18 protein-coding genes and 1 pseudogene are annotated in these 22,170 nt (G+C 72.0%); 8 read left to right on the top strand and 11 right to left on the bottom strand.

From position 1 onward, the window contains the following. Nucleotides 1–25: 25 nt before the first annotated feature. Nucleotides 26–1,045 (bottom strand): MerR family transcriptional regulator, encoded by a 1,020-nt coding sequence (locus tag ACZ7P3_RS34435; RefSeq protein WP_472087872.1) that lies wholly within the window; start codon nt 1,043–1,045, stop codon nt 26–28. 331 nt (nt 1,046–1,376) lie between these two features. Between ACZ7P3_RS34435 and ACZ7P3_RS34440 the strand changes: the two genes are divergently transcribed. Together ACZ7P3_RS34440 and ACZ7P3_RS34445 are read left to right on the top strand one after the other, a co-directional pair. Beyond that, a complete protein-coding gene (locus ACZ7P3_RS34440; protein ID WP_472087721.1) occupies nt 1,377–2,111 on the top strand; it encodes a sigma-70 family RNA polymerase sigma factor in 735 nt (244 codons plus the stop codon). 212 nt (nt 2,112–2,323) lie between these two features. Next, nucleotides 2,324–2,761 carry an SPW repeat protein gene (locus ACZ7P3_RS34445; RefSeq protein WP_472087723.1) on the top strand — a complete coding sequence of 146 codons (438 nt, stop codon included), beginning with the start codon at nt 2,324–2,326 and terminating at the stop codon, nt 2,759–2,761. Nucleotides 2,762–2,866: 105 nt separating this feature from the next. On the opposite strand, the gene ACZ7P3_RS34450 is transcribed toward ACZ7P3_RS34445, so the two are convergent. From ACZ7P3_RS34450 to ACZ7P3_RS34460, 3 genes are all read right to left on the bottom strand, one after another. After that, a complete protein-coding gene (locus ACZ7P3_RS34450; RefSeq protein WP_472087724.1) occupies nt 2,867–3,634 on the bottom strand; it encodes an ArsR/SmtB family transcription factor in 768 nt (255 codons plus the stop codon). Between the two features lie 227 nt (nt 3,635–3,861). Beyond that, nucleotides 3,862–4,380, bottom strand: coding sequence for a GNAT family N-acetyltransferase (locus ACZ7P3_RS34455; RefSeq protein ID WP_472087725.1), 519 nt, complete (start codon nt 4,378–4,380; stop codon nt 3,862–3,864). Between the two features lie 64 nt (nt 4,381–4,444). Then, nucleotides 4,445–5,878, bottom strand: a complete 1,434-nt coding sequence (locus tag ACZ7P3_RS34460) for an APC family permease (protein WP_472087726.1) — start codon at nt 5,876–5,878, stop codon at nt 4,445–4,447. Between the two features lie 136 nt (nt 5,879–6,014). Here ACZ7P3_RS34460 and ACZ7P3_RS34465 point away from each other — a divergent pair, with 136 nt between their 5' ends. Both ACZ7P3_RS34465 and ACZ7P3_RS34470 read left to right on the top strand, forming a co-directional pair. Then, nucleotides 6,015–7,199, top strand: a complete 1,185-nt coding sequence (locus ACZ7P3_RS34465) for an ROK family transcriptional regulator (RefSeq protein ID WP_472087727.1) — start codon at nt 6,015–6,017, stop codon at nt 7,197–7,199. A gap of 117 nt (nt 7,200–7,316) precedes the next feature. Continuing rightward, the gene (locus tag ACZ7P3_RS34470; RefSeq protein WP_472087728.1) at nt 7,317–10,043 is read left to right on the top strand and encodes a glycoside hydrolase family 2 protein; all 2,727 of its coding nucleotides are present in this window, start codon (nt 7,317–7,319) and stop codon (nt 10,041–10,043) included. A gap of 40 nt (nt 10,044–10,083) precedes the next feature. On the opposite strand, the gene ACZ7P3_RS34475 is transcribed toward ACZ7P3_RS34470, so the two are convergent. After that, the gene (locus tag ACZ7P3_RS34475; protein WP_472087730.1) at nt 10,084–11,541 is read right to left on the bottom strand and encodes a hydrolase; all 1,458 of its coding nucleotides are present in this window, start codon (nt 11,539–11,541) and stop codon (nt 10,084–10,086) included. Between the two features lie 216 nt (nt 11,542–11,757). Between ACZ7P3_RS34475 and ACZ7P3_RS34480 the strand changes: the two genes are divergently transcribed. Then, nucleotides 11,758–12,021 carry a GlsB/YeaQ/YmgE family stress response membrane protein gene (locus ACZ7P3_RS34480; RefSeq protein WP_472087732.1) on the top strand — a complete coding sequence of 88 codons (264 nt, stop codon included), beginning with the start codon at nt 11,758–11,760 and terminating at the stop codon, nt 12,019–12,021. Between the two features lie 8 nt (nt 12,022–12,029). On the opposite strand, the gene ACZ7P3_RS34485 is transcribed toward ACZ7P3_RS34480, so the two are convergent. Both ACZ7P3_RS34485 and ACZ7P3_RS34490 read right to left on the bottom strand, forming a co-directional pair. Beyond that, on the bottom strand, nt 12,030–12,806 hold the full coding sequence (locus ACZ7P3_RS34485) for a GNAT family N-acetyltransferase (protein ID WP_472087733.1): 777 nt from the start codon (nt 12,804–12,806) through the stop codon (nt 12,030–12,032). Between the two features lie 126 nt (nt 12,807–12,932). After that, nucleotides 12,933–13,298 (bottom strand): annotated as a pseudogene (locus ACZ7P3_RS34490) (MerR family transcriptional regulator); the annotation flags it as partial. Between the two features lie 59 nt (nt 13,299–13,357). Between ACZ7P3_RS34490 and ACZ7P3_RS34495 the strand changes: the two are divergent. Then, on the top strand, nt 13,358–14,668 hold the full coding sequence (locus ACZ7P3_RS34495; RefSeq protein ID WP_472087735.1) for an MFS transporter: 1,311 nt from the start codon (nt 13,358–13,360) through the stop codon (nt 14,666–14,668). An 11-nt stretch (nt 14,669–14,679) separates the two neighbouring features. Here the strand turns inward: ACZ7P3_RS34495 and ACZ7P3_RS34500 are convergent, their stop codons facing one another. Both ACZ7P3_RS34500 and ACZ7P3_RS34505 read right to left on the bottom strand, forming a co-directional pair. After that, on the bottom strand, nt 14,680–15,534 hold the full coding sequence (locus ACZ7P3_RS34500) for a GNAT family N-acetyltransferase (protein ID WP_472087737.1): 855 nt from the start codon (nt 15,532–15,534) through the stop codon (nt 14,680–14,682). Nucleotides 15,535–15,935: 401 nt separating this feature from the next. After that, nucleotides 15,936–16,583, bottom strand: a complete 648-nt coding sequence (locus ACZ7P3_RS34505) for a chaplin (RefSeq protein WP_472087739.1) — start codon at nt 16,581–16,583, stop codon at nt 15,936–15,938. 284 nt (nt 16,584–16,867) lie between these two features. Here ACZ7P3_RS34505 and ACZ7P3_RS34510 point away from each other — a divergent pair, with 284 nt between their 5' ends. Both ACZ7P3_RS34510 and ACZ7P3_RS34515 read left to right on the top strand, forming a co-directional pair. After that, entirely contained in the window at nt 16,868–18,544 is a 1,677-nt protein-coding gene (locus ACZ7P3_RS34510) for an alpha/beta hydrolase (RefSeq protein WP_472087740.1), read from the top strand. Nucleotides 18,545–18,671: 127 nt separating this feature from the next. Continuing rightward, nucleotides 18,672–19,196 (top strand): DUF4232 domain-containing protein, encoded by a 525-nt coding sequence (locus tag ACZ7P3_RS34515; protein ID WP_472087742.1) that lies wholly within the window; start codon nt 18,672–18,674, stop codon nt 19,194–19,196. Here the strand turns inward: ACZ7P3_RS34515 and asnB are convergent. Both asnB and ACZ7P3_RS34525 read right to left on the bottom strand, forming a co-directional pair. After that, nucleotides 19,189–21,030: an asparagine synthase (glutamine-hydrolyzing) gene (gene asnB / locus ACZ7P3_RS34520; RefSeq protein WP_472087744.1), complete on the bottom strand. Its 1,842-nt coding sequence runs from the start codon at nt 21,028–21,030 to the stop codon at nt 19,189–19,191. The two genes, ACZ7P3_RS34515 and asnB, sit on opposite strands and share 8 nt — an antisense overlap. Nucleotides 21,031–21,295: 265 nt before the next feature. Next, nucleotides 21,296–22,075, bottom strand: coding sequence for an alpha/beta fold hydrolase (locus tag ACZ7P3_RS34525; protein ID WP_472087746.1), 780 nt, complete (start codon nt 22,073–22,075; stop codon nt 21,296–21,298). Nucleotides 22,076–22,170 lie beyond the last annotated feature (95 nt).

Raw genomic sequence — 22,170 nt, forward strand, 5'->3', positions numbered from 1 at the left:
GCCCCGCACCGCACTACCGCCCGAGTCAGCGAGCCGAGTGCCGCAGGGTGGCCCGATGGATGCCGTCCAGCGTGTCGAGTGCCTCGCGCAGGCTCGTGGGGCGCGCCGTCCCCGGGATCGGCCGCCCGGCCCAGCCGGGGCCGCCCAGCAGCACCGACGGTTGCCTGCGCGCACCCTTGATGCCCCACCCGGTGGCGGCGATGTGCCGGGCCAGCGGCGGGCTGGCCGAGGAACGGGCCTGCGCCCACAGCACCACCGCGGCCGGGCCCAGCCTTCGCACCGCGGAGGTGAGCGCTTCGGCGGGCACCGCGGCACCGAACATCCGGGTGGGCACGCGCAGTTCGCTCAGCCCGGCGTGCAGCGCCTCGAGCGGCAGGGTGTGCTGTTCACCGGGCACGCAGGCCAGGAGCACGGGGCCGACGCCGGTGGTGTCGTCCGCGGCGGCGGGCGGCCGGGCGTACCGGCGCAGCGTGGTGGAGACATGCCAGGACAACAGGTGTTCCACCTCGACGTAACGGTCCCCCGACGACGCCCACTTGCGTCCCACGGCGTGCAGGGTCGGCACCATCACCTCCTGCCAGGCCACGTCCAGGCCGTGATCGGCCACCGCGGTCTCCAGTCGCTCGTCCAGGGCGGCGGCGTCGAGCCGCACCGCGGCGCGGGCCAGCCCCCGGCACTCCTGACGCACATCGCCCAGGGGCAGCGTGCCGGCCGCGCGGGAGCGCACCGAAGCGGCGGGCGGTCGCCGCCGGGGCGCCACGTCGGCCGTACCCCCGGGGGCGTCCGCGCCCTCCAGGGCGGCGCGGGCCGCTTCGGCGGGCGGCACACCGGCCGAGGTGAGCCGGCACATCGTCTCCAGCAGTGCCACGTCCCGGGGCGTCCAGCGCCGGTGCCGGCCGTCCGCGCGCACCGCCGGACCGATGCCGTACCGGCGGTCCCAGGAGCGCAGCGTGGTGGGCGACACGCCCAGCCGACGGGCCAGGGCGCCGGTGGTCAGCCCGGCGTCCGTGGCCGACCCGGCGCCGGTGGTCAGCCCGGCGCCCATGGCCGACCCGGCGCCGGTGGCCTGCCGCGCGTGGGTGCCCGGCCCGGCGCCGGTGACCGGCGGGACCGGTTCCGCCCCGCCGACGGGTTCCGGCTCCGCCCCGCCGATGGGTTCCGGCTCCGTCCCGCCGATGGGTTCCTCTTCGGCTTCGTACGCACCCATGGACGGACTATACGACGCAGAATCGATGCAAGTTGAGGGCTTTGTCCTAGGGCGCACACGATGACGGCACCGGGAGACACCGCGCGGACCTTGGAGGCCGACGCGAGCCCCGGTGGCCGCCGGCCGGGACGGGCCGGGCGGATCCCGCCGCATGTCAGGAGCCGTGGTCATGACGCCGTATCCGGTCACCGTCCTCGCCCCCGCCGCGGGTGCCCGGAATCCGTGCGCGCCGACGCCGCTGTGGGCGCCCGCCGAGGAGTCGTTCGGCGACGACCGGCTCGGACACGGGCTGGCCGCGGGTGACGACGCCTGCCTCGCGGCGGCCTACCGCCGCTTCTCCGCCCTGGTGTACACGCTGGCGTGGCGTTCGCTGGGGGACGCGGGCGAGTCCGAGGACGTCACCCAGCAGGTGTTCCTCGGCATGTGGCGGGGGCGGCACGGCTACCGGCCCGAGCGCGGCCCGCTCGGCGGCTGGATCGTCGGCATCACCCGCCGCAAGATCGCCGACGCGCTCTCCGCCCGGGCTCGGCGCGGGAGCCTGGTCACGGCCGCCGGTTCGGCCCTGGTGCGGGCCGCTGCCGGGACCGAACAGGCCGAGGCCGCCCTCGACCGCGTGCTCGTCCGGGGTGAGCTGGACCGGCTTCCGGCGGCGCAGCGGCACGTGCTGCGACTGGCCTTCTACGAGGACCTGACCCAGACTCAGATCGCGGCGCGCACGGGATGGCCGCTGGGCACGGTCAAGAGTCACGCCCGCCGCGGACTGCAGGAGTTGCGGCGCCGGCTGGAGCCCGAGGCGCGGAACGGCCCGACGGATACCCGGCCGCAGGACGGCCGAGCCGACGCCCGGGGCACTCGCAGCGATTCTCCCTCCGGAAACGATGCGGTGCGCGAGGCGAGGAACTGACGGCGGACCGCCGACGGTGCATGCACGCGTCCCCGCCGCTTCGGCCTGGACACCCTGTCACGCTCCCCCGCCACCGCGGCCCGACCGGCGTCGGCCAGGGGATCTCCCAGCTCTACACATAAAGAAGAAATAAGAGCAGAATGCGTAGAAGCGGCGCTTACCGCATACCGCACCAGACGCGGTCAGGCCTGACAGTCATGAAGGAGACGAGTATGGCCAACGTCTCGCACAGGGGTGACATGGCGACCCACCCCGATATCTCCGAAATGCGGGCGCGGTACGCCCGCATGCTCGGCGGTCGCGATGTGGCGCTGGTGGACGGGCCGGTGTTCCTGCTCGGCCTCTACTGCGCGGCATCTCCGTGGATCCTGCACTACACGACGAGCCAGCCGGCGCTCGCGACGCACAACCTGATCATGGGCATCGCGATAGGCCTGCTGGCGCTCGGGTTCACCACGGCCCCCGAGCGGATGTACGGCCTCAGCTGGGCCATCTGCGCGATGGGTGTCTGGATGATCATCGCGCCATGGGTGGTGGGCAGCAGCCCGGACACCGGCGTGATCCTCAACAACATCATCATCGGCGCACTGGCCTTCGTCCTCGGGCTGATGTGCGCCGGTACGGCGGCGAAGAGCGTCCCCAGGCCATAAGGACAAGACACGAGGAAGGGAGGACCCAGCGAAGGAAGTGAAGGCCACGAAGAAGAAACGCGAGGCCGGTCCGCCCGGGCAGACCGGCCTCGCCGCGTCCGCGACTCAGCGGCCGGCCACCTGCCAGGGCGCCTGCGGCATGGTACGGCCGGTCTCCAGCAGCGACTTGAGGTTGGCGAGCACCGCCGGCCAGCCGTAGGAGACGTCGGCGCGCTCGCCCTCGTCGTTGAGGTCCTCGTGGGTGACGGTCAGCCGGACGATGTCCTCGTAGGGGCGGATCTCGAAGGTGACCCGGGAGTGCCGCTCCTCGCGGTCCTCCTGGTCGGGCGCGGCCCAGCTGGTCACCAGCCGGGTCGGGTACTCGGTCTCGACCACCCGGCCGACCACGTCGGCCACGCCGGAACCGTCGGTGCGGACGTGCTCCCAGCGGGAGCCGGGCTGCCAGTCGGAGACGTTGCGGTGCCCCCAGTAGGCGGCGGTCAGGTCGGCGTCGGTGAGCGCTTCCCAGACCTTCTCGGGCGTGCTCGCGATGTAGGTGACGTACACAAAGCTCGGCTTGTCGGTCATGGCTTCCTCGGCTCGTCGCTTCACGGCGCCGAGCGCGCTCAGGCGCGGGCGCTCGAACTTGTCGATCCACCGCTCCTGGATCTCGTGGAGCGGCACGGGGTTGAGGTAGTGCAGCTTCTCCCGCCCCCGCCGCACGGTGCTGACCAGATGGGCGGCCTCCAGGACGGCCAGGTGCTGGGTCACCGACTGACGGGTCATGTCGATGCGCTCGCACAGCTCGCCCAGGGTCTGGCCGTTGTGTTCGTGCAGCCGGTCGAGAAGCCGTCTGCGTGTGTCGTCGGCCAGCGCCTTGAAGACCTTGTCCATCCCGGTGTCATCCTCCGATCGCACACCCAAAGTTATGCAGGCACTTACTTGCATGTCAAGGAGAGGGGGAGTCAGCGACAGATTCACCTACGAACTCACTGGTTGAGCCTCGAACTGCGCGGCATTTTCTGGGTAACCCCACAAATACCTATTACATGACGTATGGGCCGCCTTGAGCACGCTCCGTAGCGTCGAAGTCGCGACGAGGGCAGGCCCCACGGCGCGGATCAGGCGTCGGACCGCACGGCGAACGAGATCCACACATCCGGGTGCAGTTCCGGCCGGTCGGGCACCGGCCGGAGCTCTCGGGTCCAGGCGTCCCCAGCCAGGTCACGGGCCACCCGCGGCCAGAACCGCACGGCGGCCGGGTTGTCGTGCTGGAACGCGATCTCCCAGGGCCCCGGATGCCGGAGCAGCACCTGCCGTACGGCCCGCAGCCCCACTCCCTGCCGGCGCGCTCCCCGGACGACGAAGAAGCTGTTGAGCACCCGCACGGGAGCGTCCAGCGCGCGCACGAAGGCGAAGCCGACGGGCCGCTCACCGCAGGTCATCAGGTACGGCGCCCAGCCGGGCTCGGTGAAGGCGGACTGGACCCGCTCGCTGCGGAAGGTGCCGTCGGGAGCGGGCAGCGCGCCCCGGAACTCGGACAGGTCGTGGCGGAACATCGGCCACAGCCGTTCCACGGTGGGCCGGTCCTCGGGGGTGGCGGGACGGACGATCAGGTCCGCCGGAAATGATTCGGTCATACACAAAGCCTCCCCGGCGGACTCGGGGTCCGGACCGGGGAGGCCTGCACAACTGGCCGTTATTCTAACTCACTTCGAGGACCTGGTACTCCTCGGCGATCTCCTTCTGCCCGAACGGCCACACCCTCTCCAGCCGTGCCCAGATCCAGAAGGCCACGCAGCCGAGGGCGAGCCAGGCCAGGGACCACTCGATGGGGTGGCGGCCCGGGGAGTTCTTGTCGGCGTACCCGTAGATCACGCACCAGCCGGCGAAGGCGACGATGCTGGGCAGCGGGTAGAGCCACATGCGGTACGGGCGGCTCAGGGTCGGCTGCCGCTTGCGCAGCACCGTGAGCGCGAGGATCTGGGCGAGCGCCTGGACGATCACCATCACCGTGGTGAGCAGTTGGATCAGGGTGGCGAGGTCGGTGTGGCGGCCGATCAGGAACCCGATCGCGGTGATCACGCCCATGGTGGCGAGGCCCAGCATCGGGAAGCGGTGCTTGGGGTGCAGCCTCCCGTACGGGCGGAAGAAGACCCGGTCGCGGGCGGCGTCGTAGGGCACGCGTGAGCCGCCGAGCAGGCCGGTGAAGACCGAGGCGAAGGCCGTGATCAGGATGAGGACGGTGACCGTGTCGGCGGCGCCCTTGCCCCAGGTCTTCTCCAGCACGGCGGAGGCCACGGAGGTGGAGGCGATGTCGTTCGGGTCGGTCATGCGGTGCCAGTCGACGACGCCGAGGGTGCCGATCTGCAGCAGCAGGTAGATCGCCATGATGCCGACGATCGAGAGGAGGATGGAGCGCGGCAGGATCCGGCCGGGGTCCTTGATCTCGGCGCCCATGTAGGCGGTGGTGTTGTAGCCGAGGTAGTCGTAGATGCCGATGGTCAGGCCCGCGGCGAAGCCGAGCCAGAAGTGGTTGCTCGTCAGGTCGAAGGCGCCGGCGGGGTAGGTGAAGGCCAGGTGCGGGCTGAAGTCACTGGCCGCGGCGACGATCACCAGGAGGACCGAGGCGATCATCACGGTCCACATCACGGCGGTGATGCGGGCGATGTGCTCGATGCCGCGCCACAGCAGGAGCACGACCAGGGCGATGACGCCGAGGCCGGTCAGATCGCCCGAGGTCTGGCCCAGGCCGGGGGCGAGATAGCCCAGGTACTGGACGAATCCGACCACTCCGGTGGACATGATGAGCGGGATGAAGAGCATCGCCGTCCACACGAACAGGAACGGCATGAGACGGCCGGTGCGGTACTGGAAGGCCTGGCGGAGGTAGACGTAACTGCCACCGGAGCCGGGCATGGCGGCGCCCAGCTCGGCCCACACCAGCCCGTCGCAGAGCGCCAGCACGGCGCCCGCGACGAATCCGATGACCGCCTGGGGGCCGCCGAACGCGGCGACCATCAGCGGGATCGTCACGAACGGACCGATGCCGCACATCTGGCTCATGTTGATGGCCGTGGCCTGGAACAGGCCGACACGGCGGACAAAACCACCCGCAGGTGGCGGACTACCGGACATGGAGGACTCCTGACGCGACGGGCGCATGGACCGGGTGCACAGCTGCCGCCCGCCCGGCCGGGCTGACTGGGCGATAAAGTTAAGGAGCCTTACTAGAGGCGTCAAGTATCCGCCGGGAATGGATGAGAATGGTGCGATGACCGCCGGTGACGTCGTAGCGCAGCAGGACCAGCCCTGGAGCCGCCGACGTCTGCGGAGCACGAACGAGCGGCTGCTGCTGGACCGGCTGCGCGCCCTCGGCTCGGCCTCGCGCGCCCAACTGGCCCGCGAGACCGGCCTGTCGAAGCCCACGGTGTCCAGCGCGCTGGCCTCGCTGGAGACGGCCGGACTGGTCCACGAGGTCGGCACCCACGCCCCCGAGCGCGGACGTACCGCCGTGCTGTACGCCCCGGACCCGGCCGCCGGACACGCGCTCGGGGTGGACATCGGCCGCGGGTGGCTGCGGGTGGCGGTGGTCGATCTGGACGGCACGGTGGTGGCGCGCGCCGACGTGCGCAACCGCGCGCGCACCTCCGCCGCGCTCGCCGACCTGGTCGTGGGAACGGCCCGCCAGGTGATCGGCAACTCGGGCGTGGACCTCGCCGAGGTGGTGCACGGCGTGGTGGGCACGCCCGGGGTGTACGACGAGAAGCAGCGGCGGGTCCGGTACGCGATGCATCTGCCGGGGTGGGGCCGCGCGGGGCTCTTCGACCGGATGCGCGAGGAGCTGGGCGTCCCGCTGGAGGTGCACAACGACGCCAATTTGGCCGCGCTCGGGGAGTACACGTACGGCGTCGGCGCGGGCAGCCGGCTCTTCGCGTACATACTGATCGGCACCGGTCTCGGCATGGGCGTGGTGAGCGAGGGGCGGCTGTTCACGGGGGCGCACGGGCTGGCCGGGGAGATCGGGTTCCTGCCCTGGCCGGGGCGGCAGCGGCCGGAGCGGCTGGAGGACGCGGTGTCGGGGGTGGCCGTGGTGGAGGCCGCCCGGCGGTTCGGGATGAGCGGGCAGCTCACCGCGAAGGCCGTGTTCGACGCCGCCCGGCAGGGCAATCCGGCCGCGGTGCAGGCGGTGGAGCTGGAGGGCGAGCGGATCGCGCACACCGTGGCGGCGGCGACCGCGGTGCTCGATCCGGACCTCGTCGTACTGGGGGGCGGAGTGGGCCACAGTGTGGACCTGCTGCTGCGGCCGGTCGGCGAGCGGTTGCGTGCGCTGACCCCGCTGCGGCCGAGGATCGCTCCGAGCCGGCTGGGCGAGGACGCGGTGCTGCTGGGCGCGGTGGCGACGGCGCTCGGCTCGGCGCGGGACCTGGTGTTCGAGCGCAGGACGGGCGAGGGCTGAGCTGTTCGCGTCCGATGCCGGACCGACGGCGGCCACGGTCGTTGACACGGTCCCCAACGCCCCCTACCTTGAGCCGGGTTAGTAAAGTTTCCTAACTTTACGAGCCTGGAGACCACCGTGTTCCCTCGCCCCGCCCCCGGACGCCGGTTCGTCACCGCCGCCGCTCTCCTGGGCCTGCTCGGCACGCTCACCACCGGCGCCTGGGCCGGAGCCCGGGACCGGAGCCCGGCGCCGCACGGGCCGGCCGCGGTCACCCGGGTCCCCTCCGCGGCGGGATCCGCGACCCCGCTCGACGGGTACGCGATCCAGTCCACGGCGAAGGTGACGGACTCCGCGGCGGACATCTCCTCCCCCGGCTATCCGGCGGCCGGCTGGTACCCGGCCGGCCCCCGCTCCACCGTCCTGGGTGCTCTGCTGGCCGACGGGCGGTACCCCGATCCGTTCCACTCCACCGACCAGCAGAAGATCCCGAAGGCGGACTTCGAGGTCCCCTGGTGGTACCGCTCGGACTTCACCGTCCAGGACACCTCCCGCCGCACCCTGCTCGACTTCAGCGGTGTCGTCTCGGCGGCCGACGTCTACGTCAACGGGCGCCAGGTGGCGAAGGCCGCGGACGTGACCGGCGCCTACACCCGCCACGAGCTGGACGTCACCTCGCTGGTGAGGTCCGGCACGAACACGGTCGCCTTCCGCATCCAGCCCAACGACCCGAACAAGAACCTGACCATGGGCTGGATCGACTGGCTCCAGCCGCCGCCCGACCGGAACATGGGCATCGTCCGTGACGTCCTGGTCCGCCGCGGCGGTCCGGTGGCCCTGCGCGACGCGCACGTGGTGACGAAGCTGGCGGTGCCCTCGCTCGCCACCGCCGACCTGACCGTCAAGGCGCAGGCCCGCAACGACTCCGGATCGGCGGTCACGGCCGAGATCACCGGCAGCGTCGCCGGGACGAGCTTCAGCACGTCCGTGACGCTCGCCGCGCACGAGACGAAGACGGTCGCCTTCTCCCCCGCCGACGTCCCCGGCCTGCACCTCACCTCCCCGCAGGTGTGGTGGCCGGCCGGCATGGGCGGGCAGCCGCTGTACAGCCTGGACCTCACCGCGTCCGTGTCCGGCACGGCCTCGGACACGGCCCACGAGAGCTTCGGCATCCGCGATGTGCAGGCGCCCTTGAACTCCGACGGCGCCCGCCAGTACCGGATCAACGGCCGCAAGCTGCTGATCAAGGGCGGTGGCTGGTCCCCGGACGAGTTCCTGCGCTGGGACCCGGGCTATGTGGAGGACCGGCTGAAGTACGCCCTCGACCTCGGGCTGAACACCATCCGCCTGGAGGGCCACATCGAACCGGACGAGTTCTTCGACCTCGCCGACCGCTACGGGGTGCTCACCCTGCCGGGCTGGGAGTGCTGCGACAAGTGGGAGGGCCAGGTCAACGGGAGCGGCGAGTCCGGGGACCCGTGGAGCGACGCCGACTACCCGGTCGCGAAGGCCTCCATGGCCGCCGAGGCGGCACGGCTGCGCGACCACCCGAGCGTGATCTCCTTCCTGATCGGCAGCGACTTCGCGCCCGACGCGACGATCGAGAAGAACTACCTGGACGCGCTGAAGGCCGCCGACTGGCCCACCCCCGTGGTCTCCGCGGCCTCCGACAAGTCATCGCCCCAGCTGGGCAGTTCGGGCATGAAGATGACCGGGCCCTACGACTGGGTCCCGCCGGACTACTGGTACGTCAAACGCGAGGGCGGAGCGACCGGCTTCAACTCCGAGACCAGCGCGGGGCCCGACATCCCGACCCTCGACACGCTGCGCCGGATGATGACGCCCGCCGAGCTCGACACGCTCTGGAAGAACCCGGACGCCAAGCAGTACCACCGCTCGCCCTCGCCCGTCTTCGGCACGCTCAAGATCTACGACGCCGCCCTCACCGGCCGCTACGGCGCCCCGACGAGCCTCGCCGACTACGTGCGCAAGGCCCAGCTCGCCCAGTACGAGAACGTGCGCGCCCAGTACGAGGCGTACGGGCGCAACGCGACCGACTCCGACAAGCCGGCCACCGGGGTCGTCTACTGGATGTTCAACAGCGGCTGGACGTCCCTGCACTGGCAGCTGATGGACCGCTACCTGGACCAGGGCGGCGCCTACTTCGGCGCGAAGAAGGCGAACGAGCCGCTGCACGTCCAGTACTCCTACGACAACCGCTCGGTCGTCGTCGTGAACAACCGGCACGCCTCCGCCGGCGGGCTCACCGCGCGGGCCACGCTGTTCGACCCCGACGGCACCCAGAAGTACGACCAGGCCGTCACCGGGGTGACGGTGAACGGGGACGGCGCGCACGGCACCGCGCTCACCCTGCCGTCGTCGGTGAGCGGACTGTCGGGCACGTACCTGCTCCGCCTCACCCTGACCGGTGCGGACGGCAAGGAGGTGAGCCGCAACGTGTACTGGCTCTCCACCAAGGACGACACGCTCGACTGGGCGAAGACCGACTGGTACTACACGCCGACGACCGCGTACGCCGACCTCAAGGGACTCTCCTCGATGGCCCAGGTGCCGGTGTCGGCGACGGCGTCGACCGAGTCGTCCGGGGGCATGTCGACCACGACGGTGACCGTGCGCAACACGGGCGACAAGAAGACGCCGTCGCTGTTCACGGACGTCCACCTGGTCGACGCACAGGGCAGGCCGGTGCTGCCGGTGCGGTGGTCGGACAACGAGGTCGGCCTGTGGCCGGGCGAGTCGGTGACGCTGACCGCCACCTACCGGACCGCCGATCTGCACGGCTCGGCGCCGAAGGTGCGGGTCTCCGGCTGGAACACGGCGGAGCAGACGGTCCCGGCGTCCTGAGACCGGCGGGGGCGGGCCGGGCGGCCCGCCCCCGCACGGTTCAGCCGACGTTGAGCGCGGTGTCGTCGACGACGAAGGACGTCTGGAGCTTGGATCCCTCGGTGCCGGTGAACTTCAGGGTGACGGTCTGCCCGGCGTAGCCGCTGAGGTCGAAGCTGCGCTGGGTGTAGCCGGGGGCTGCGTTGAGGTTCGAGTACGTCGCGAGCGTGCCGAGCACGGTGCCGGAGCCGTTGAGCACCTGGACCTTGAGGGTGTCGTAGGCCGTGCTGGTCGTGGTCTCGGCGGTGTCGATGTGGAGGTAGAAGGCGAGCGTGGCCTTCGTGCAGGCGGACGGGATGGTCACCGACTGGGACAGGGTGTCGGTGGTGGCGGCTCCGTTGCCGTCGAGCCAGGCGTAGTACGAGCCCGAACGGGCCGGCTCACCGCTGGAGCTGGTGATGACACCGCTCGTGGCGCTCCAGGTGCCGTTGCCGGACTCGAAGCCGTTGTTGCCGAGGAGCTGGGCGGCGGTGCAGGTACCGCCCCCGCCGCCACCCCCGCCGCCGCCGCTGCTGCCGGAACCGGCCAGCCAGGCGGTGGCGTTGAGGGCGAGGGCCGCGTTGGTGGCGCCGGAGTCGTTCCAGCCGTCGTACAGGGTGTTGCCGGACTGACCGGTGCCGTCGTCGATCGGTGAGCTGTCGCCCCAGAAGGCGACGCGGCCGCTGCCGAAGGTGGACGTCAGGAAGAAGGCGCCGGTGTTTCCGGAGGATCCGCTGCGGTACACCAGGCCCTTGACGGAGGAGTTGTCCGAGGGCTTGAGGGTGGCCGTCGTGCCGTCGGCGATCAGGCTCTTGGTGACGGTGCCGAAGGAGCCGTGCAGGACAGGGTTGGTGCTGTCGCTGATCGCGGCCGGGTAGCCGGACGACACGTCGAGCGAGTCGATGGAGAAGCCGAACGGGTCGGTGGAGTCGACGCTGTTGTTCGACATCAGGTCGTTGAGGATCTCGACCGCGTCCTCGCCGTCGTTGTTGCGGTCGGCTCCGGTGTGGTCGGAGATCATGAACAGGCCGCCGCCGTTCTTCACGAAGTTCATGATCGCCGTCTTCTCGGCGGCCGTGAACAGCGTGTTCGGCTCCGGCAGGACCAGCGTGTCGAAGTTCGACAGGTCGGTGGCGGACGAGCCGCCGTAGCCGAGGCTGGAGCCCGACGGCAGCGTCTTCAGGCTGTAGCCGCCGGCCTTCTGCAGGGCCACGCCCCAGGAGGACAGGGCGCCGGTCCAGTCGGTCTCGGAGGACGGGGAGGAGTCCTGGCCGAGCGGGTCGGGCTGGCTGGTGGAGATGATCCAGTCCGCGTTGCCGGCCGTCTCGGCGTGGGCGTTGTCGAACAGGATCCGGTGCGTGGTGGCCGCGTGTGCGGGGGCTGCGCTGGTGCCGACCTGCAGGGCTGCCGACGTGACGAGCAGTCCGAGTCCGGCCAGGGCAGTGGTGAATCTACGGCGGGATCGTCTCGATCCGAGCATCCGGCGAACCTCCATGAGGGGTGGGGAGAGGCTGTGCGGGCGCCAAGTCTGCGCGCGTAGAGCCCGCTTGAGGGTTCTACACGCGTCGACTGGTTGAAAGGTACATGGCATGACGGCCCGGTGAACAGAAACTCCCGGAAATAACCCGAACGGAGTGGCTCCGGTTACAGCGGGCACATGGCAGAGCAGCGGGGAACGCGACGAAGAGGGGTGGACATGGAGATTTCAGGCATCATCAGTGCCATCATCATCGGGCTCATCATCGGTGTACTGGGCCGCCTGGCCGTGCCCGGGCGGCAGCACATCGGCGTCCTGTGGACCATCGCCGTCGGCATCGTGGCGGCGCTGCTGGGCTCGGCGATCGCCGCCGGGTTCGGGGTCGCGGACACCAAGGGGCCCGACTGGATCGAGTGGTTCATCCAGATCGCCCTGGCGGCGGTGGGCATCGCCGCGCTGGACCGGGCGCGGGTGCGCCGCTGAGGCAGCGGTCAACTCCCGTACAGGTAGGGCGTCGTGGTGGTGAGGGCGTGGAAGCCGAGGCGTTCCAGGATGGGGCGGCTCATGGGTGAGGCGTCGACCTGGAGGTAGCGGTAGCCGTGGGCGGCGGCCACGCGGGCGCGGTGGGCGACCAGGGCGCGGTAGATGCCCCGGCCGCGCCGGCCCTCGACGGTGCCGCCGCCCCACAGCCCGGCGAAGTGCGTGCCGGGCACCAGCTCCATACGGGCGGCGCTGACGGGCTCGTCACCGTCGAGCGCCACCACGGCGACGACCGTGCCGGGGTCGGCGGCCAGCCGGGCGAGCAGCCGGTGGCGCAGCCGGGTGCCGTCGGTTCCGAAGGCCTTCTCGTGCACGTCCACGACGAGGTCGACGCCGGCCGCGTCGGTGGCCCGCACGAAGCGCAACCCGGCGGGCGGCTCGGCGTCCAGGGCGAGGTCGCCCACCTCGCCGATCATGAGCGTCTCCCCGGGCTCGGCCCGGAATCCGGCGGCGGTGAGCCGGCCGGCGAGGTCCGCCGGCCCGTCGTGGCCGTACAGCTTCCACTCGAAGTCGAGGCCGAGGCCGGTGAAGCAGGCGATCTGCTCGCCGATCGCCCGGTCCGCGGTCGCCCCGTCCAGGGCGGACCACACGACGCCGTTCCAGTCGTGCGCGCCGGCGACCTGGCGGACGACGGCCCCGCTCCGCTCGATGCGGGCCCCCGGCCCGTCGGGGCGGGCGCCTTCGCGCATGTCCTGGTCGTAGCGGGCGAGCACCGCGGCGTGATCCATGGCCTCACCCCATCATCCGCGCGCGGGGCGGGCAACGGCTTTACTGTCGCCCGCCGTTGGCCCTGGGCCGGCAACGGGTTCACAGTCGCCGGCCGTTGGCCCGGAGCCGGCAACGGCGCTACGGTCGCCGGCCGGTTGCACCACGGACAGGTAGGCGGTGAGCCGGTCGCGGTTGCGGGCCAGGCAGTCGATGCGGGCCTGGATACGGTCGATGTGCGCCTGCAGCAGGGCCGCCGTCCGGGGGGTGACGCACTCGGCGGGCGGATGCAGTGCGCCGGGCCCGGACAGGTACGGCAGGATCGCGCGGATCATCTCCGTGGTGAGGCCGGAGTCCAGCAGGCCACGGATCTGCTGGACGTCCGGGACGGCGGACTCGGCATAGCTGCGGTAGCCGTTGTCGGCTCGTTCGGGGTGGAGCAGCCCCTGTGCCTCGTAGTAGCGGAGCAGACGGGTGGGCACGCCGGTGCGCCGGGACAGTTCGCCGATCCTCATCCCCGCCTCCAGGGTGCGCGCTTGCCTTCACACTGATGTCAAGGTTCGACCATGGTCGCATGTCCCTGTCTTCCCAGGTCAAGGGCGGTCGGCTGCCGTGGTCGGGGCTGCTCGCCCTGTCCTCGGCCGCCTTCACGGCCGTACTGACCGAACTCCTCCCGGCGGGTCTGCTGCCCGCGATGGCACCGCGGCTGGGAGTCGCCGAGTCCCGGATCGGCTTCCTCGTCACGGCGTACGCGGCGGCCTCCTTCCTGGCGGCCGTCCCGCTCACGACGGCGCTGCGCTCCCTGCCACGGCGGCCGGTGCTGTGCGGTGCGCTGCTGGGATTCGCCGCCAGCAACACGCTGGTCGCGCTCTCGTCGTCGTATGCGCTCACCTTCGCGGCCCGGCTGCTGGCCGGGGCCATGGGCGGCACGCTGTGGGCGATGCTCGCCGGCTACGCGGCCCGTATGGTGCCCCCCGCGCGGCGCGGGCGGGCCATCGCGGTCGTGCTCGCCGGGATCACCCTCGCCCTGTCCCTGGGCGTGCCCGCCGGTACGGCGCTGGCGGGTGCTGTGGGCTGGCGGGCCGCCTTCGGGGCACTGGCCGCCCTGGCCGTGCTGCTCGTGGTGTGGGTGCGCCTGCGGGTGCCCGGATTCCCCGGCGAACCCCCGCACGCGCGCGTGCCGCTCGTGCGGGTCGCCGTGCGGCCCGGGATCCGCCCGGTGCTGTGCGTGACGCTGTTCCTGCTGCTCGGGCACCAGGTGATGTACACGTACGTCGCCCCGTTCGCCGCGCACGCCGGCTACGGCCGTACGGGGCTGCTGCTGGCCGTGTTCGGGACCGCCACGGTGGCCGGGATCTGGCTGACCGGCGTACTGGTCGACCGGCATCTGCGGCCCACGCTGCTCGTGTCACTGGCCCTGTTCGTGACGGTCCTGCCGGCGCTCGGCGCCGCGGCCGAGTGGCTGCCGGCCGGCGCCGGTGGCGGGGCGCTGCTGCTCGGCGCCGTCGCCCTGTGGGGGGTGGCCTTCGGCGGGGCGCCGACCCTGATCCAGACCGCCCTGGTCGACGTCTCGGGGCCGCCCGACGCCGACGTGGCGACCTCGCTGCAGACCACCGTGTACAACGCGGGGATCGCCGCGGGGTCGCTGAGCGGCGGTCTCGCGCTGGACGCCCTGGGCCCGGGCGCGCTGCCCTGGACGGCGCTGCCGCCCGCCGTGCTGGCGCTGGCGACGGTCGCCCTCGGACGCGGACATGCCTTCCCGGCCGTACGGCCCGGTACGACCGCCGACGGGAAGCGGGCAGCCGTGCCGTCGGCGGCGGGTGACGGGCCGTCCGGCGAGGTGCTCACGGCCACCGAGGCGCGCGTCGACCGGCGCCCGTGCTGACGTGCGCCGGGTCAGCCGAGTTCCAGCGTGGAAACGCCGAACACCCGCTCCGTGGCGTGGTCGCGGACCGGGCCGGTGTACATGCGGGCCGTCTCGAACGAGGCGCTGAATCCGGCCTCTTCGGCCAGCGCGACACCGGCCGCGTTCGGTTCGGGGACGTCGATCGCCACCTCGCGGCCGGCGACATCGGCGGTGAGCGCGGCGAAGAGGGCCCGGGCGTCCTCGGCGGTGTCCGCGAAGAGGGGGCCGATGCGCAGGCTGTCGCGGCCGGGCCGGATCACGCCGTAGCCGGTGAGACGGTCGCCGTCGTGGCGGACGACCGCGCGGTGGCCGGGGACGCTCAGCCACTCGGCGAGGAAACGCGGCCGGTCGGCCGGGGTGCAGGCGCCGTCGTAGGCGGTGAGGGCGGCCAGGTCGCCGGGCCCGGCTGGGCGGACTCCGGCGGGCGGCGCGGTCTCGGGCGCCGTGCCGGTGAACCGGATGGTGCGGTAGGCGAGTTCGAAGCCGGAGCGGCGGTAGTTCTCCTGCTGGTCGACGACTCCGTCCAGGCCGACGACCCGGTCTCCGGCGTGGGCCAGGGCGGTCTTCCAGGTGGTGAGGCCGTGGCCGTGGCCGCGCAGATCGGGACGGACCAGGTAGAAGCCGAGGAAGGCGTAGTCGGCACCGTAGTTGACGACGGAGATCGCCGACACGGGCTCTCCCTCGATCCGGCCGAGGAAGAAGCCGTCGGGGTCCTGGGCGAAGAAGGCCCGGCCGTCGGACAGTCCCGGATTCCAGCCCTCCGCCGCCGCCCACTCGCCGACCACGGCCCAGTCGGCGAGGGTCGCCTGTGTGACGACAAGGTCCTGGGGGGCCGGAGAGGTCATCGGTGCGCTCCATTCCATAGGGGTTCGGATGTGGCGGACGGCGTGCCGCGCCGACCGCATCCGCAGCATCCTTGCCGATCACACCCCGCCCGCGCCACGGGGGGATCAGCCGTTGCGTGCCTCAAACCGCCCGGCCGACGGCGGTGTTGGAGAAGGCCGGCACAGGCGCCGCCGCGGACGTGGGACCGGTCCCGCTGCGCGGCCGGGGGTTCCCGCATCGCCTGTCCGGCCGGAGGTTCCCTCGCCCGCACCCCATGCCCGGCCGGAGGTTCCCTCGCCCGCACCCCATGCCCGCCCGGAGGTTCCCACGCCCGCACCCCATGCCCGCCCGGAGGTTCCCGCACCCCGCGCATGTCTCAGGCCCCACCGGGCCGACGTCCGGTGGGGCCTTTCGGGTGGGGTCAGCGGTCCCGGCCGGGGCGGAAGCGGCGGTACAGGACCGTGCCGGTGAGGAGGAGGGCGGCGCTGCCGGCGACCGCGGGGGCGGTCAGGTCCGCTCCGGTGTGGGCCAGCGTGGCCACGGTCGGCCGCGGTGCCGGGGGCACGGTGCGCGGCGCGGGGTGCGACTTGACGGGAGTCGGCGCCTTCGGAGGCGGCGTGGGCGTGGTGGTGTTGGCGGAGTGGTTGCCCACGGCCGGGTTGCCGACGCCGACCACGTTGACGCTGTTGCCGGTGACGTTCACCGGCACGTGCACCGGCAGCTGGATGGTGTTGCCGGAGAGCACACCGGGCGAGTCCTGCGTCCCGCCCTGCGCCGAGGCGCCGCCGGAGGTGGCCGAGGCGTCCTTGTCGGTGCCGCCGTTCTCACATGCGTTGCCGACGGCGGGATTGAGGAGCCCCACCACGTCGACCGTGTTGCCGCACACGTTCACCGGCACGTGCACCGGCACCTGGATGGTGTTGCCGGAGAGCACACCGGGCGAGTCGGCGGCCGAGCCGTCGGCCGCGGCCCCGTCGGCCGCGAAGGCGGCGCACACCGGCATCGCCACGGCCATCGCGCCGGAGGCGGCGACGACTGCGATCCCACCGTTTCGGGTTGCCCGTCTCATAGGTTTCCCTGCCTTCCAGACATCGTCGCGGGCACTCGCCCGCGTCGGATAAAACGCGGGCGACCCGTTCGGGTTATGGCTTTTCGGCTTTTCACCCCACCGGGTGACATGATCGCTCGAATCGCACGTAAAGTAATCGAATGATCACCAATCCGAATGGAGCGCGCGAAGGCTAGATCATCGGGCACCGTCCCACTCGTCCGGAGGCGGCCCCCACCGGGCCCGCATATGGTGAGCGAGGGTGCCGTCCCGGTCCGCAGCGGGTGCGCCCCGGGAGGCGATCGATGCTGGCCAAGCTGTCCACACGGCCCGCCGCGCGGCGCTGCGCGGGCGCCGGAGCGCTCGCCCTGGCACTGCTCGGGGCCGGGCTGCCCGCGGCCGCGGCCGAACGGCCGCAGCCGGACCTGTCCCGCTTCTACCGGCAGAAGGCCGTATGGGCCGCCTGCAAGGGCGCGGACACGGCCAGGGATCTCCAGTGCGCGAAGGTGACCGTCCCGCTCGACTACGCGCACCCGGGCGCGGGGACGCTCGACCTCGCCCTGGCCCGCTACCGGGCGACCGGCCCGTCCCGGGGCTCGGTCCTGCTGAACTTCGGCGGACCCGGCGGAGCGGGCGTCAGCGAATTCGCCGCGGGCGGCAAAGACTTCATGGACCTGACCAACGGCTACGACGTGGTCACCTTCGATCCGCGCGGTGTCGGCCAGTCCTCCCCCGTCAGCTGCGGCGACGACCAGGGCGCGGCCGCCCCGGGACCGGCGCCGGAGGGCAACGGCGACATCACCCGTCCGCAGGCGCTGCTGAAGCAGCTGCGGCGGTCCGCCGACCAGTGCGCCAGGAACTCCGGTCCGGTGCTGGCACACATAGGCACCGTGAACGCCGCCCGGGACATGGACGTCATCCGCCAGGCCCTCGGCGACAAGAAGCTGAACTACCTCGGCTTCTCCTACGGCACACGGCTCGGTGCCGTGTACGCGGCGCAGTTCCCGCACAAGGTGGGCCGGATGGCCCTGGACGGCGTGGACACCCTGACCGAGCCGCTGTCCGAGCAGGGGCTGGCGGGCGCCGAGGGGCAGCAGACGGCGCTGGACGACTTCCTGGACTGGTGCACGACGGACATCGCCTGCCCGTTCGGACAGGACTCACGGGCGGCCGGGGCCCAGGTCGTGCAGCTGGTGCGCTCGCTCGACGAGAACCCGGTGCCCACGGACTTCGGGAGCCCGTTCTCCGGGCAGGACCTGGTGGGCGCCATCGGACAGGCCCTCTACAGCAAGGAGCTGTGGCCCTCGCTGGAGCGTGCGCTGGCCTCCCTGGTCGAGGACGGCGACACGCGGCGGGTGCTCAGCTTCTCCTCCGGCGGCGGTTTCGCCGTGCCCGTGCGGCAGGACGGCCGGGCACCCGGCCAGGACCGGGTCCGGGAGAAGAAGGCCGGCCAGGACCGGGAGAAGAAGCGGAACGGCGGGCTGGTCGACGCCCAGGACGTCCCCGCGGACAACCTCCCGGCCGCGCTGATGGCCATCAACTGCGCGGACGACCCCGACCGGCCCGCCGCGGCGCGGATCACCAAGGACCTGAAGGACCTGCAGACCGCCTACGACAAGGCGTCCCCGGTCTTCGGCCGCTTCCGGCTCACCCAGCTGCTGATGTGCTATGGCCGCCCCAAGGGCACGGACTTCATCCGGGACCACGTGAAGAACGTCCAGTCGGCCGAGATGCTGCTGGTGGGCACGCGCGGCGACCCGGCGACGCCGTACCGCTGGACCGAGGAGACCGCCAGGCGGCTCGGCCCGTCGGCCGTGGTGCTCGACAACAAGGGCGACGGACACACCGGCTACTCGTCGTCCACCTGCGTGCACCGCAAGGTCAACGACTTCCTGCTGTACGGATCCCTGCCGGCCGGCGGCAGCTCCTGCCCGGCGGACGGAAACGCCTGGAGCTCCATCCCGAACGCGACCAACCGATGACAGGAGCGGCGCAAACGGGTAACAGGGTCGATCCCGGCACAACCTCCTGGCCGCCCCGGTCGTCACACCAGGTACGGCGCGCCTCGGCCCGCCGTACCTGTACCTGACCACGACAGGGGAACCCGCCATGCGCATCCGCGCCGCCATCGCCGTACCCGCCGTCTCCGCCGCCGCCGCGGCCCTGCTGCTGGCCGCTCCCCAGAGCCAGGCGGCCCCGGGGCACGCCACGCCCGCCCGCTGCGCGGAGAAGGCGCTCACGCTGCGGGCCAAGGCCGCCGCCCACGATCCGTCCCTGGTACGCGTCGGCGTGACCAACCGGGGCACCCGCGCCTGTGTCGTCGACCGCGTGCCCACGATGACCTTCGGCGGGCTGGACGGGGCCGCGCTGCCGGTGCCGCAGGGCGGCACCGGCACGTATCTGCTCGGGGCGGGCAAGACCGGTTACGCGGCCCTGCGCACCATCGCCGACCCGGCGGACCCCGAGGCCCGCCGGGCGGACTCGGTCACGGTGGCCGCGTCGGCGTCCCAGTGGGGCAGCACCTTCACCGCCGCGCAGCTCGGCACGGGACGGGACGTGCGGGTGTGGGAGCCCGTGACGACCTGGTGGCAGCCGACGGCGGCGGCCGCGGACCGGGCGCTCGGCGTCAGCTGAGGGTCACCTCCGGGGAGTAGAGGTCCAGCCACTGGGCGAGGTCCAGGGCACGCTCCAGGCCGCGCCGCCCCGACTGGGTGCTGACGGGGGTCTCGCGTTCGGCGGCCTCCCGGACACGCTCCCGGTCGACCAGGTCGAAGACGGGGTGGGAGCGCCGGGCCAGGAGCTCCTGCGCCTGGCCCTGGAGGGCTCGGCCGTACCGCGGGTCCTGGGTGGACGGGTACGGACTCTTGACCCGCTCGTACACCGACTGCGGCAGCAGGTCCGCGGTGGCCTCCCTGAGCAGGCTCTTCTCCCGGCCGTCGAAGGACTTCAGCGACCAGGGGGTGTTGTAGACGTACTCGACGAGCCGGTGGTCGCAGTACGGCACCCGCACCTCCAGGCCGACGGCCATGCTCATCCGGTCCTTGCGGTCGAGCAGGATCCGGACGAAGCGGGTCAGGTGCAGATGGCAGATCTGCCGCATCCGGTACTCGAAGTCGCTCTCGCCGTCCAGGCGGCGGATGCCGGCGACGGCGGTGCGGTAGCTGTCGGCGACGTAGGCGTCCAGGTCCAGCGACTTGGTGAAGTCGGGGCGCAGCATCTCGGTGTCGTCCCCGAAGTGGCCGGCGAAGTTCACCAGCCAGGGGAAGGTGTCGGCGCGGCGGGCCTCCTCGTCGAAGAACTGGAGGTAGCCGCCGAACACCTCGTCGGCGGACTCGCCGGAGAGGGCGACCGTGGACTGGTCGCGGATGGCGCGGAAGAGCAGCAGGAGCGAGGCGTCCATGTCGCCCATGCCGACCGGCAGATCGCGGGCGCGGATCCCCTGTTCGCGCACGGCCGGGTCGGCGAGGGACTGGGCGTCGAGGACGATGTCCTGGTGGTCGGTGCGGGCGAGCCGGGCCACATCGTGCACGAAGGGCGTGTCCGGGGTGCCGCGCAGCTCGTCGGCGACGAAGTTGTCGGTCTGGCCGACGAAGTCGACGGCGAAGCTGCGGACCTTCTCCCCCTGTTCGCCGAGCTGCCGGGCGGCGAGCGCGGTCATCGCGGAGGAGTCGAGACCGCCGGAGAGCAGGGTGCAGCGCGGGACGTCGGCGACCAGCTGGCGGCGCACGATGTCGTCGAGGAGCGAGCGCACGGTGGCGATGGTGGTGTCGCGGTCGTCGGTGTGCGGCCGGGTCTCCAGTTGCCAGTAGACGCGGCTGCGCAGGCCGTTGCGGTCCACGGTGACCACGGTGCCGGGTTCGACCTCGCGCATGCCGTCCCAGACCGCGTGTCCGGGGGTCTTGACCATGGTGAACATCTCGCGCAGGCCGTCCAGGGCGACGCGCGGCCGGGCGAGCGGGTTGGCGAGGATCGCCTTGGGCTCGGAGCCGAAGAGCACGCCGTCCGGGGTGGGGTGGTAGTAGAACGGCTTGATGCCCATGCGGTCGCGGATCATCACGAGCTGATCGCGGCGGCCGTCCCACACGGCGAAGGCGTACATGCCGTTCAGCCGCTCGGCCACGGTGTCGCCCCACTCCAGATAGGCGTGCAGGACGACCTCGGTGTCGGAATCGGTGGTGAACCGGTGGCCGCGATCGGCGAGTTGACGGCGGAGCTCGGTGAAGTTGTACGCCTCGCCGGAGTAGACGAGGGCGACGGTTCCTTCGGGCGTGTCGACGGACATCGGCTGGCGGCCGCCGGGGAGGTCGATGATGGCGAGCCGGCGGTGTCCCAGGGCGGCGGGGCCCTGGATCCAGGTGCCGCGGTCGTCCGGGCCGCGGCAGGCCATCGTCTCGGTCATCGCATCCAGTGCGGTGGACTCGGCGGTCAGGTCACGGTCGAAGGAGACCCATCCGGTGATGCCGCACATGCGCTACCTCCTGCCTCCGGCCCGCGACCCTCCCCCGCTCACCTGGGCTTTCCGGCATGGGCGAAGACGACCGCAGAACCAGTTGTATCGAGCACCTATACGACGAGCCTCCGTCAGGCGGGCGCGGCGGGCAAGGCAGGGGATTCCCGCCTCCCAGTGTTTTCGGCCGTGTTTTGCCGTTGTTAAATCCGATGACCGCCGTGGCTCCCGGGCCGGGGCACCGGGAACCGGCCAAAGGTAAAAACTTCACCAATCGTCTCGTGCGTCACGGCTGTGGGGTCAGGAACGAGTCGAGTGCCGCGGTCAGCTCGGCCGGCTTCTCCACGGGCAGCTCATGGCCCGCGTCCAGGATGCGCACGACCGCGTCCGGGTAGGCCTTGGCCATCCTCAGCATCTGCTTCACCGGCAGCTGGACGTCGTGGTAGCCGTGCACCATCAGGGTGGGCGTACGGATCTCACCGACGCGGTCGAGGACGTCGAAGGCCCGCATGGCGCCGTACAGCGTCATGACGACCTCGCGCGGGGTGCCGGCGGAGGCACGGATGTACTCCCGGACCTCCTCGCGCGGGTGGCCGGGGGCGAAGGCCCGCTGGATGTTGGTGGCGATGAACAGCTTGTAGGGCACCAGGGTGGAGGCCGCCATGAGCAGGCCCCGGCCACGGCTGTAGGTCATCCGGCCGATGGAGTTGACCAGCACCATGCGCTCCACCCGCTCGGGGTGGGCGAGCGCGATGGTCTGCGAGATCATCCCGCCCATGGAGTGGCCGACCAGCACGAACCGCTCGACCTTCAGGTGATCGAGGAGGGCGAGGACGTCCCTCGCCAGCTCCGCGATCGTGCGCACCCCGGCCCCGCTGCTCTCGCCGTGCCCGCGCAGATCCAGCCGGATCACCCGCCGGCCGGTGGAGAAGTGCGCCAGCTGGTGGTCCCAGCGGTGCCGGTCGGCCGTCCAGCCGTGGACGAACACCAAGGGCACGTCCTCGGCGTCGCGGGGGCCCTCGTCGTCGTACGTCAGGGCCGCTCCGTCGACTTCGAGCTGCGGCATGGGGCCTCCTGGGGTGCGTTCGGTTACTGCCCGGTACGGTAACCGGCCGTACCGGCCTCCGTCACCGGCCTCCGCCAGGGAATTCCCACCGGTGC

Source organism: Streptomyces sp. NPDC107581 (assembly GCF_055657175.1).